The 12,409-nt window shown below is 44.7% G+C and carries 5 protein-coding genes; 2 read left to right on the top strand and 3 right to left on the bottom strand.

Going from position 1 to position 12,409, the window contains the following annotated elements:
- Positions 1 to 119 precede the first annotated feature (119 nt).
- The 3 genes from JGK39_RS03050 to JGK39_RS03040 all read right to left on the bottom strand — a co-directional run bounded on the left by JGK39_RS03050 (position 120) and on the right by JGK39_RS03040 (position 4,324).
- Positions 120 to 413, bottom strand: coding sequence for a DUF3288 family protein (locus tag JGK39_RS03050; RefSeq protein WP_293251318.1), 294 nt, complete (start codon positions 411 to 413; stop codon positions 120 to 122).
- Between the two features lie 442 nt (positions 414 to 855).
- On the bottom strand, positions 856 to 2,895 hold the full coding sequence (locus JGK39_RS03045; protein WP_293251320.1) for a serine/threonine-protein kinase: 2,040 nt from the start codon (positions 2,893 to 2,895) through the stop codon (positions 856 to 858).
- A 112-nt stretch (positions 2,896 to 3,007) separates the two neighbouring features.
- Complete coding sequence (locus JGK39_RS03040) at positions 3,008 to 4,324, bottom strand: transposase (protein WP_293295748.1); 1,317 nt, start codon at positions 4,322 to 4,324, stop codon at positions 3,008 to 3,010.
- 528 nt (positions 4,325 to 4,852) lie between these two features.
- Here JGK39_RS03040 and msrP point away from each other — a divergent pair.
- Positions 4,853 to 5,836: a protein-methionine-sulfoxide reductase catalytic subunit MsrP gene (msrP, locus tag JGK39_RS03035; RefSeq protein ID WP_293295750.1), complete on the top strand. Its 984-nt coding sequence runs from the start codon at positions 4,853 to 4,855 to the stop codon at positions 5,834 to 5,836.
- A gap of 294 nt (positions 5,837 to 6,130) precedes the next feature.
- Positions 6,131 to 12,295, top strand: a complete 6,165-nt coding sequence (locus tag JGK39_RS03030) for an AAA family ATPase (RefSeq protein WP_293251324.1) — start codon at positions 6,131 to 6,133, stop codon at positions 12,293 to 12,295.
- The last annotated feature ends 114 nt before the right edge of the window (positions 12,296 to 12,409 follow it).

The raw sequence follows: 12,409 nt of genomic DNA, 5'->3' as shown, positions 1-12,409 counted from the left end.
GACACAAGATTGTTGTGTCCCGATCGATTCTGGCGGAGTGCGATGTCGGTTCGTAGTGAGGACTTTAGTCCTTTTTTGGATGCGGACTAAAGTCCTCACTACGAACCAATTTTACTGTATTAAGCCCAATCTTCTCGATCGCTTTTTAGTCGCCTGTAAACTTCACCTGTAGCGTGAATTTTGCGGGTTTGTTCGTACAGAGTTTCTTCGGTATGATTCCATTGTTGCAGGGCTGTTTTTAAGTCGGCTTGGATATCTCTAGCGCCGGGAAATCCTTTATAGCGAATGATTAATCTTGCTAATTCTGATAAATTGTGATCGGTTGGTTCTCCGGCTAATAAAGTATTGACACTGGCTCGATCGCGCTTGTATTGCGGGTGCTGTTGGTCTTGATTTTTTGGCTCTAAATCCATATTTTTTTGGTGAAAAACGGTTCGTAGTGAGGACTTTAGTCCGCAGCATTTTGCGGACTAAAGTCCTCACTACGAACCTATATTATTAGGGTTATTTGACAGGTGCGGATACAACGCCTCAAATTCCCGCGTATTCGTTAATTTACAAAAATCTTGCCGTTCATTATGTCCTACTTGGACGCAATTGGCACTTTTATTGGGGTTGATTTTTAGGTACGTAGTTGCGATGCAAGCGCTCTTTGATATAGATAAGGAACGAAAATTTAATAACTTCACTCTTGAAAGTGGAATGGGCGGGAGAACCAGTTCTGGGCGGGTTCCCCCGCCCATCCCACAAGAACAATAAAAATTTTAAGTTATTTAATTCTCATTCCTAAGAGCGCTTGCATCGCAACTACGTACCTTGATTTAACTCGATCGCCCGGACAATCGATCGCACAAATTAAGGAGACACTTGCCACACCTTAATCGTGTCGTCATAACTACCGCTGATCAGAGTTTTGTCCTGAGGATTAAAAGCCAATTCCACCCAAGTAGAATGACCTTTCAGCGTGCCTTGCTCCCCGCCATCCATCGCCCACAGCTTGATAGTTCCACTCAAATCGGCACTGGCTAGCGTCGCGCCGTCGGGACTGAAAGCTACAGACCCAATTCGATCGGTATGATCGGCAAAAGTCACCTCACCCGACGGTTCGGGCCCGTGATCCGTGGTGATATCCCAAATCCTCACCGTATTGTCCCAGCCGCCACTGCCCAAAATTGTACCGTCGGGGCTGATGGCAAGGGCTGAAACAGCATCAACATGACCCGTGAGAGTGGCTTGGAATGCCCCTGTTTTCCAATTCCACATCTCGATCGTACCGTCGCCTTTGCCAGCAAACAAAGTGTCTTTATAGGCACTGAAAGCTACCGAATGCACTTCGTCGGTTATCCCTTTGAGTGTTTGCAACTCGGCCCCGCCTTCGACTTGCCACAGCTTCAAAGTATTGTCCTTACCGACACTGGCCAGGGCTTGGCCGTCGGGACTGAACACCACTGAGAACACACCGTCTGTGTGTCCGTCCAATGTCCGAATTAACTTGCCAGAATAGAAATTCCACAGTTTAATCGTACCGTCAGCGCCACCGCTGGCGATCGTCCTGCCGTCGGGACTGACTGCCACCGACCACACGGGCCCCAAATGTGCTGCCAAAACCTTGAGCACTTTGCCGTGACGCTTGTGCAGCAGGTGAATTGTGCCGTCGTTGTTGCCGCTGACTATGACGCGGCCGTTGGGAGTGACTGCTACCGCCCACACCGGATTTTTGTCTTGCTCCGTCAGAGTCCGCACTGCCGGCCGTGACAGCGATGGCTCACTGCTGAAATTCTGCATGGGGGGCGGGTCGAACCGAATATCGGGAATGTTAGAAACAGGCTCGTTGGAAGTGAATGCCTGCGGTACAGTCGATGACAAGCTAGAACCCAGCATTACTGAAATCAGGGCAACTGCGGCTCCTCCCCACAAAGCTAAAGTCCACTTGGGTTTGCTGACAATCACCTCTATCGGTGTCGGGCCGTATTTCATGTCTGTGAGAATTGCTTCGATCGATCGATAGCGTTTTGATGGTTCTCGCTGCACCATTTTATCCAGGATGCGGCCGAGTCTGGCCGAAACCGGTACTTTCAAATAATGCCTCCAGGCCCAAGCGTCGGCTTTGATGTCAAACAAATCAAAGGGCGACATTCCCGTTAACAAGTGAATGCAAGTCACGCCCAAACTGTAGATGTCGCTGCTCTTAATTGCTTCACCTTTAATTTGTTCCGGCGCCGCGTATTCGGCAGAACCCGTCACTGTTTCTGTTTTCAGTGGCCCGCTGTTGGCAGGAATTGCGGCGCCGAAATCGACTAAAATTAGCCCTGATTCCTCCTCCCAAGACTCCAGATGCTCTTTCCCGACTATTGCTGCGGAGGTTTGGGAAGATTTGCGGTGAATAATATTGGACGGTTTGATATCTCGGTGAATCAGTTGATTTTCGTGGACAAATTCCAGCACTGGTAACAACTCGCTCAGCAGATACCAAATGTGAATTTCTTTAAAAACGCCTTTTTCCGAAAGCCGATCGGCCAAATTGCGCCCTTCAATGTATTCTTGCACTAAATACTGGCAGCCTTCGACTTCAAAAGATGCCAGCAGTTTCGGTATTTGCCGGTGTTTGCCCAACTTGTCGAGAACTGAGGCAGAACCCAAAAATGTCCGGTTGAACTGGTGTTGACCGTCGGCGATTGACGGCACGGGGCCGCAGAACTGTTGAATGACGCAGCGGGGTTGCGCTGGTTGGTCTTCATCGGCTGCTAGGAAGGTGCGGCAAGCGATACTTTGACCGAGGGTGTGAAAGACTCGGTACCGCCCTTTTAGCAGCAAGTTAGACTCGCAACTTGTGCAGACTGTCGCGCGATCGAGATTTTTGGGATTCTGGCAATTGGGATTTATGCAGTAACTCATTTGTCTTGCCGCTGGAGACCCCCGTCCGATTTAAAGGGAGGAGTGGGGGAGGAAAGCGGGGCGGTGCGTGCCGCTTCCTGTGGACAAATTAAATAATGTCAACTACCCAGCATCAAGCGGAGTACCGCACGAGATGTGGGCTTGTATCTGAGCTCCACCGCAATTCCGAGAATCTCTGGAGAATCTCAGCTTTAGTTTCACAGCCCGACACATCAGGGGATGCTGACACGCTCCCCGTACTCGTCCAGTCTTGCCGAACAAGCAACGTTCTCATGGCAATATTTCGCGCACCTACCAAATCAGCATGAAGCTCGTGTCCGCAACATTCACAACGAAACAATAGTCCTTTCTTCGGTCTATTATCTGTCGAAGTATGCCCGCATTTCGGACAACTTTGCGAAGTATAATGCGCTGGCACTTTAGTAGCCAAAGAACCATTCAGATTAGCTTTGTAGTCGATATAGCCATGCAATTCGGCAAAAGACCATTTAGCTTTGTTCCGATTAGCTTTCCGCTGTTTTTTGCTCGCCTTTTTGCCAGACTTAGACTTGGTTCTCTCCCGGATTCCGGTCAAGTTCTCCAGCCCGATTAAACTGTTAGGCTTAGCAATTTCCTTGCTAATTTGGTGGTTCACGTCAGCGATAAACCGTCTTTCTCTTCCTGACAAAGCGATTAATCTGCGCTTTGCCGAGCGAGTGCCTTTACGCTGAAGAGTTTGTCTAGCCTTGTGATAGCGGTTAGCTTTATGCCTAGCATTTTTCCCTGAATAGAACTTCGACTTATTTTGCAAGTCTGTTTCTACCGCAAGGTAGCGCATCCCCACATCAACACCAGAAACTCTAGTCATTTTCAATGGGTCAATTTCCGGGGCGGCTACTTCAATACTCACCATTAAATAGTAAGTCTTGGAAGAGCGCTGATAAACAATCTTTGCCGCCCCAATCTTGGCCACGCCGGCAATCAATGCCAAGTGCTTGTTATAGCCGTCATACGAAACTACAACTCGACCTTGTAGGGTGATAATACTTACACGTTGCTCAGCCTTAAAGGAGTAGTCACGCTGATAGTTCAAGGTGCAGGTTCTAGAAACATACTTAGGAACTTTGTCTAGTCCTTTGTATCGTTTCTTGGTGTATCCTTTGGCAATAGCATCGTTAGATTGCTTGACTTTAGTCCAGAGGGTTTTGTAGGTTGCCGACACTTGTCTTGGTACGTTGCAAGCCATCTGAGCACCGAGTCCAAATCGAGATCGCAATTCGTTATAGACTGCTTTTTGCAACCTAAGACCGTTACTGGTTTTGCCTTCGTCAAAAGCAATTTGTGAAGTATAATTCAAGGCATCACGATAAGCCAAAGTAGTCATCGATACCAAAGCTTTTTGTTCGGCGTTCAAGTTTAACTTTAGTTTGGCAGTGATTACTTGGGGCATTATTTTTCACAAACTCTGATAAGATTGTATCTCGTGAACACAGAAGATGCAAGTAGTGATGCAAAATAATTTACACAGTGAGCCGACCGCCCCTCACCTTCCGGCGTCTAAAGCTATCGTTTTGGTTCGGGGCGGAGCTCTTCACTCACGCGCATTCCTCCCCACGCTCACCTGGAAGTAGAACCCGGGACTCCTGCTCATTTAGTTGAATAAGTCGATCGCACCGAACATGATTGCTCGGCTGGGTTCGTTATCAACGAATTACGGTATACTGTCATTGTAGATATAGTAATTGCGGCAAGGGAGTCAATTTCAAATTTCCAATCAAGTGAAAAATTGAAATTTTGGCAACTTTCGCCAAACTAACTACTAACTTTTAACTATCACGAAGAATAATGGTTTAAAGCCTCCTCCTCAACGGGGGAAATAAAACAAAATTATTCACTGTTTCAATCCTCTTCCTTTTATGGAGAGGTAGCCCTCAAGCGGTCAACTGTCAACTGTCAACTGTCAACTGTTAACTGAACTATGCCGTTAATTCGCATTCCCAAACCTTGGGAAATTCCCGACTCAGAAATTACCTCAGAAACAGCCTTTCTCAACCGCCGCCGCTTCATGACCAATTTAATTGGCGCCGGCGTGACGGCTTCCCTGTTACCGCTGACAGGATGTCAAAGCAATGACAGCTCAAAAACTGCTCTAGAAAAAAGCTCAACCCAAGCCTACACTGGATTGACCCGGAATCCGGCTTTTGCAAAAGTCGATCGGGCAATTACCGACGAAGCCTTATCTACAAAATATAACAACTTTTACGAATACGGCGGCACAAAATCTATTTGGCAAGCCGCCCAAGCTTTACCAACCGAAAACTGGAAAGTAGAAGTAACTGGTTTAGTCAAAAATCCCCGCACTTACGATATTGACGACCTCCACAAAAAATTTCCCATCGAAGAACGAGTTTATCGATTTCGTTGCGTAGAAGCCTGGTCGATGGTAGTTCCTTGGGTCGGATTTCCCATGAAATTACTCATGGCTGATGTCGAACCGCAATCGAATGCTAAATTCGTTCGCTTCACCTCATTTTACGACTCAAAAATCACTCCCGGCCCCGGTTTGATGTCGCAATTTTATCCCTGGCCTTATACCGAAGGTATGCGAATCGAGGAAATGGCCAACGATTTAGCATTTTTTGCCACAGGATTGTACGGGCGACGCTTACCCAAACAAAATGGGGCGCCCCTGCGGCAGGTGATTCCGTGGAAATACGGTTTTAAGGGCGCAAAGTCGATCGTTAAAATTGAATTTGTCGAACAACAGCCCGCCACTTTTTGGAATACCATCGGCCCCAACGAATACGCCTTTGAAGCCAATGTCGAACCCGACAAACCGCACCCCAGATGGTCGCAAGCCAGCGAACGAGTAGTCGGCCCCGGTAACAGTTGGTCGTGGGAAACTCGCCCAACTTTGCCCTATAACGGTTACGGCGAATATGTCGCAAGTCTTTACAGTTAGCGAAATTTCACACCCAGATAGGACGTATGGTTGAAACCGCGTCTACACAAACGATGTCCGGATGGTGCGCGGACAGAAGAAAAAACCTAATTTCAACCGCCGACTCTTCAACCCGCGCACCATCCGGGTTTTGCCTGTATAGAGGCGGTTTCAACCGCCCGGTCTTATTCTATAGCGGTTCTCAAGCATGGTGAGATATGCCCTATGCCCTATGCCCTATGCCCTATGCCCTATGCCCTATGCCCGGTCTTATTCTCATTTAATTTCCAATTAATAAAAAAGGAAAAATATACAATGCTTGAAATTCCCGGCATTCAAACATTAAATAAAATATACGAAAATTCTAATTCAACAGTTTATCGAGCTATCAGAGAACAAAATCAACAGCCAATCATTCTCAAACTGCTCAACGAAGACTATCCAACTCCCGGCGAAATAGTCCGCTACCGACAGGAATACAAAATTCTGCAAATCCTCAACCTGCCAGGAGTCATCAAAGCCTACGACTTACAAAAATATCGCAACACTCTCGTTATAATCTTAGAAGATTTTGGCGGTTTCTCGTTGAAAAAAATGCAGGAACAGCAAAGCTTTAGCCTGTCTGAATTTCTCAATATCGGCATACAAGCCGCCGCAATATTAGGACAAATTCACGCAGCAAACATCATCCACAAAGACATCAACCCAGCCAACATTATTCTCAACCAAAAAACCGGGAAAATCCAAATCATCGACTTCGGCATTTCCACCCTGTTAACCCGCGAAACTCCCGCGATCAAAAATCCCAATATTTTAGAAGGAACTTTAGCCTACATTTCACCGGAACAAACCGGGAGAATGAACCGTTCTCTAGATTACCGTACAGATTTTTATTCCCTCGGCATTACTTTTTACGAACTCCTAACCAATCAGTTGCCTTTTGACACCAAAGATGCAATGGAATTGGTACACTCTCACATTGCAAAACAGCCCTTACCCATCGACAAAATAAATCCCGAAATACCTGCCGCAGTTTCAGAAATAGTAATGAAACTGTTAGAAAAAAACGCCGAAGACCGCTATCAAAGTGCTTGGGGAATTCAAGCAGACTTAGAAGAATGTCTGCGTCAATTACAAACAACAGGAACTATTTTAGAGTTTCCTTTAGCTAAAGAAGATATTTCCGATCGATTTCAAATACCTCAAAAACTTTACGGGCGGGCGGCGCAAGTGCAGGCTTTGCTAGCAGCATTCGAGCGAGTTGCTAACCCCGAACACAATTTTACTGGAAGCGAAATGATGCTCGTTGCGGGTTATTCCGGCATTGGGAAATCATCGCTGGTACAAGAAATTTACAAACCAATTACTGAAAAACGCGGCTATTTTATTTCCGGCAAATTTGACCAATTTCAGCGCGACATTCCCTATTCAGCGATTATTAGCGCTTTCTCGGGATTGGTACAGCAACTGCTAACCGAAAGTTCCGCAAAACTCGATGAGTGGCGCACTAAACTTTTAACTGCATTGGGTGCAAACGGTCAAGTAATTATTGATGTAATTCCCGAAGTAGAATTAATTATCGGCAAACAGCCCCAGGTAGCAGAGTTAAGGCCAAATGAAGCACAAATTCGTTTCTATTTTGTGTTTGAAAAATTCATTCGCGTGTTTTGTTCGCCAGAACATCCCCTTGTGATTTTTTTGGACGATTTGCAGTGGGTAGATGCAGCTACTCTCAATTTAATTCAGTTGATGGTAGTGGATACTGATACACAATATTTATTGCTGATTGGAGCCTATCGAGACAATGAAGTCAGCGCCCATCATCCTTTAATGATTGCTGTGGATGAAATGCAAAAAGAAGGCGCTACAATTGATTTTATTTATTTAGCTGATTTGATTATTGAAGATATTAGCGAGTTGATAGCTGAGACTGTGTGTGCCGATGCTATATCTGTGCAATCTTTGGCTGAATTGGTGTTATGCAAAACTCACGGCAATCCTTTTTTTGTCAATCAATTTCTCAAAACCCTGCATTCGGAAAATTTGATAAATTTTAGTTTCGGAGAATCTGGCGAGCTATCCATTCGGGAACCAAATAGCCTAAAGAATAGAGGTTTTGGAGGATTTTGGCATTGGGATATTGCTCAAATAGAAGCAATGGATATCACTGACAATGTGGTAGATTTGATGGTAAACAATTTAAGAAAATTGCCGGAAGCAACGCAAGATATTTTGCGTTTGGCAGCTTGTGCTGGGGCATCTTTTGACTTAACTACTTTATCCAAAATCTGTGAAAAATCCCCAGATTTGGTTTTCTCAGATTTGAATCCGGCATTGGAAGCTGGTTTGATTTTCCCGGTGTCAGATTTGGATGTTGAACTGTTGTTTGAAGAGTACAAGTTTTTGCACGATCGCGTGCAACAAGCGGCTTATGCTTTGATTGACGAAGGGCAGAAAAAAGCGGTTCATTTGCAAATCGGTCGCTTGTTATTGGATAATAGCGATGGTGAAGATTTGTCGGAGGAGCTTTTTGAAATTGTCGATCAGTTAAATCTGGCGGCTGGGGCGAAAGAAGAGGCGAGAGAATGGGAGTTAGCGCTAAAGATCGATCGCACGGAAAGAGATAAAATTGCCAAACTCAATCTTTTAGCTGGTAAAAAAGCCAAAGCTGCTACAGCTTACGCGGCTGCTGTCAAGTATTTGAGCTTTGGGATCGAGCTTTTGGCTGCGGATAGCTGGGAAACTGAATATCATTTGACGAGACAGTTGTATCTGGAAGCTGCGGAATTAAATTATCTGCTAGGCAATTTCGAGCGATCGCAATTTTTGATTAATTTGGCACTGCCGCAGTTGCAATTGGCGGTGGAAAAAGCGGAATTTTTCGATCGCCTAATTACGCTGCATACCATGTTGGGCGAATACGAGCAAGCAATTGAATTTGGACGCCAGGGCTTGCGTTTGTTGGGGGTTGAGCTGCCTCAAAAACAGTTGCTGCAAGCTCGCAGAGCCGAACTAGCAGCCGCAGAAGCGCAATTAGGCGATCGCCCAATTGCTGCTTTGCTGCACGTACCGGAAATGACGATTTCGGAAAAAAGAACCGCGATGAAACTTCTGGATAAAATTATTCCCGCGAGTTTGTTTTCCAATCCGATACTTTACCAATTAGTTGTTACAAAATCTGTCAATCTTTCTCTGAAATACGGCCCGGTGCCGGAATCATCTTACAGCTATGCTTGCTACGGCTTGGTTTTGTCGGCTGCGAGGGCTGATTGTCGATCGGGATACGAGTTTGGGATGTTAGCTCTCAATTTGAGCGATCGCTTTCACGATTTGACTCAAAAATGCAAGGCATCGGAAATGCTTGTCGCTCATTTAAATCACTGGATACAGCCTCTAAAACTGTCGGATTCGATTAGCAATAACGGCTATCAAGCGGGTATAGAATCCGGCGAATTGCAATTTGCAGGTTACATTCAGCTTTACAAAATGATGTATTCTATCGCCCAGGGCAAAAATCTCGAATCTCTGCGTGTAGAAGTGTGGAATTTTCTGCTGTTTAACTTTAAAACTAACAATCAAATTGCTACTGATTATTTACTCGGCTGTCAGATATCTCTGTTTAATTTACTGGGAGAAACTTCTGATTGTGAGGTGTTTTCTAATGGCGAAATTAGCGAGCGGCAATATTTAAATCGGTGTTCTAATCAAGGCAGTTTTTTGGCGATTTGCGGCTATCAAATTTTGAAATGCCAGGTTTTGTATTTGTACGGAAAGTATGCAGAAGCTCTCAGTTATGCTGTGGAACTTGCTGAGAAAAAATTGGGTTTGGCGATGGGTACAATTATTGTAGCCGAACATAATTTTTATTACTCGCTAACTTTAGCTGCACTTTACGCGCAAGCTTCCAAGGGCGATCGGCAAAAATACCTGAGAAAGCTGAAAGCCAATCAAAAACAGATGAAAATCTGGGCCGATCGCTGTCCAGAAAACTTTGAGCATAAATACTTATTGGTGGCTGGGGAGATGGCGCGGATTGCGGGTAAGGAGATGGAGGCGATCGATTTGTACGATCGATCCATTGCTTCAGCCAGAGACGGCGAATTTATCCAAAACGAAGCCCTAGCCGCAGAATTAGCAGCCAATTTCTGGCTGAGCAAAGGTAAAGCAGAATTTGCCCAAATTTACCTCAAAAAAGCGCACTACAACTATCTAATTTGGGGCGCCAAACGCAAACTAGAAAAGTTAGAAGCAACTCACCCAGAATTATCAATAAAATCCACATCACAAACTCAATTTCATGATAGCAGTACAGTAACTATAGCCAGCCAATTAAACACCCCTGGTTTAGAAAGTTCAGCTTTAGATTTAGCTGCGGTAGTGAAAGCCAGTCAAGCCATTTCTGGCGAAATCCTCTTGGATAAGTTGCTGGCTTCTTTGATGAAAATACTGATGGAAAATGCCGGAGCACAACGAGGCTATTTGATTTTCCATTCCGACTCAGATATTGACAACTATTCCGAATTGCTAATCGAAGCTGCGGGTGCGATCGATTCCGACAACATTGCGGTATTGCAGTCAATACCTATAGATAATAACCTACCAGTATCGATTGTTAATTATGTCGCCCGTACCGGAGAAACAGTAGTTTTAAACCAAGCATTTACCAGCAAAAGTTTTAACAGCGACCCCTATATCAAACAGCATCAAAACAAATCAATATTGTGCGCGCCGCTGCTGAACCAAGGTCAACTTATCGGCATAATTTACCTAGAAAACAACCTGATCGCAGGAGCATTTACATCAGACAGATTAGAACTGCTGAAAGTCTTATCAGCCTCGGCAGCCATCTCCATAGAAAATGCCAGACTTTATACTAATCTAGCAGAGTCCAACCGCACCTTAGAAACAAAAGTAGAAGAGCGCACATCGGAACTCGCTCTTGCCAAGAAAAAAGCCGAAGTAGCCAACGAAGCGAAGAGCAGCTTTTTAGCCAACATGAGTCACGAATTGCGCTCTCCCCTCAACGCCATCCTCGGTTTTTCTCAAATCATGCTCCGCAGCCAAAATCTACCCAAAGAGCATCAAGATAATGTCGCAATTATTACTCGCAGCGGCGACCATTTGCTAACTTTAATTAACCAAGTATTAGATTTATCAAAAATAGAAGCTGGTCGGACTGTTCTCAACTGTAAAAACTTTGATTTTTATCAGTTTATCGACGATATAGAAGATATGTTCCATATCAAAGCTGACGACAAGAAACTGCAATTAATAGTAGAATACAGCCCCGAGGTTCCCAGATACGTCCGCACAGATGAAGTCAAATTGCGACAAGTTTTAATAAATTTGCTCAACAACGCTCTCAAATTTACTCAAGCAGGAGGAGTTTCAGTAAAAGTCAACCTCAAACCAGAACCAAGCAGGCTAAAACCCGATAACATTGTTAATGTTGCGGACAAGTGGGAAAATTTAAATATTCCCGCCAATCAGAGTCTTGAAAAATATAAAATTAGCCAGCCCGAAAATCCTAAGGATTTAGATTCTGCATCTTTGTGCTTCCTGAATTTTGCAATCTCCGACACTGGGCCCGGTATCGCCGCCGATGAATTAGATAGTCTTTTTGAAGCTTTTGTGCAAACCCAAACTGGTAAGAACTCCCAAGAAGGCACTGGTTTGGGACTGCCAATCAGCCGCAATTTTGTAGAGTTAATGGGGGGCAAGATGAGTGTCTTTTCAGAATTGGGAGTCGGAACAACTTTTGTATTCGACACTCAAATTAGTGTCATCGATCCCAGGGAAATAGAAGGCAAAAAGACGGCGGTACAAGTGATTTGCCTCGCACCGAATCAACCTAAGTATCGAATTTTGATTGTTGATGACAAACCCAGCAATAATTTGCTGCTGCTCAAACTGCTTTCTCCTCTCGGTTTTGAACTTAAAGAAGCCTGTAACGGTCAAGAAGCTGTTGAGATTTGGAATGATTGGGAACCGCATTTAATTTTGATGGATATGAGAATGCCGGTCATGGACGGGTACGAAGCCACTAAACAAATTAAAGGCACTGTTAAAGGTCAAGCTACTGCAATTATTGCTGTAACTGCTAGTGTTTTAGAAGAAGAAAGAGCGGTTGTTTCTTTAGCTGGCTGCGATGACTTTATCCGCAAACCGTTCCGGGAAGCAGACATATTTGATGCCCTTCACAAACATATTGGCGTGAATTTTATTTATGACGAACCTGCTAGCAACAATGATTTGACTAAAGTCGATATCCAAGCTGCTTTGAGTCGGTCGGTTTTAGCTGATTTGCCCGCTGAATTGTTGGCGGAGTTATTGGCAGCTTCCAGCCTTTGCGATATGAATAAAGTTGACAGTTGCATAGAGGAAATTCGCGAGATAGATGAATCTGTGGCTGAGGCTTTAGCTTTTTTGGCAAAGGATTTTGATTATGCTCAGATAGTTTCTTTAATTGAAAATTATTAGGTTTGTAGTGAGGACTTCAGTCCTTTCATTTCTGCGGAATAAAGTTATTGTAGGGTGCGTCAGCGGGGAAAAAATCTTGAGTAAGCAATCAAAACATTCAGCCCGCTGACGCAC

Origin of the sequence: Microcoleus sp. PH2017_12_PCY_D_A, assembly GCF_020738565.1 — a bacterium.
Classification (GTDB): Bacteria; Cyanobacteriota; Cyanobacteriia; order Cyanobacteriales; family Microcoleaceae; genus Microcoleus.
The sequence above is the reverse complement of the archived record's forward strand: the minus strand, read 5'-3'. Positions and strand labels throughout refer to the sequence as shown.

What these genes read in the sequence shown, in the direction of transcription:
- JGK39_RS03030 (WP_293251324.1), top strand. Translation starts at nt 6,131, where the DNA reads ATGCTTGAAATTCCCGGCATTCAAACATTAAATAAAATATACGAAAAT.
- JGK39_RS03040 (WP_293295748.1), bottom strand. Translation starts at nt 4,324, where the DNA reads ATGCCCCAAGTAATCACTGCCAAACTAAAGTTAAACTTGAACGCCGAA.
- msrP (WP_293295750.1), top strand. Translation starts at nt 4,853, where the DNA reads ATGCCGTTAATTCGCATTCCCAAACCTTGGGAAATTCCCGACTCAGAA.
- JGK39_RS03045 (WP_293251320.1), bottom strand. Translation starts at nt 2,895, where the DNA reads ATGAGTTACTGCATAAATCCCAATTGCCAGAATCCCAAAAATCTCGAT.
- JGK39_RS03050 (WP_293251318.1), bottom strand. Translation starts at nt 413, where the DNA reads ATGGATTTAGAGCCAAAAAATCAAGACCAACAGCACCCGCAATACAAG.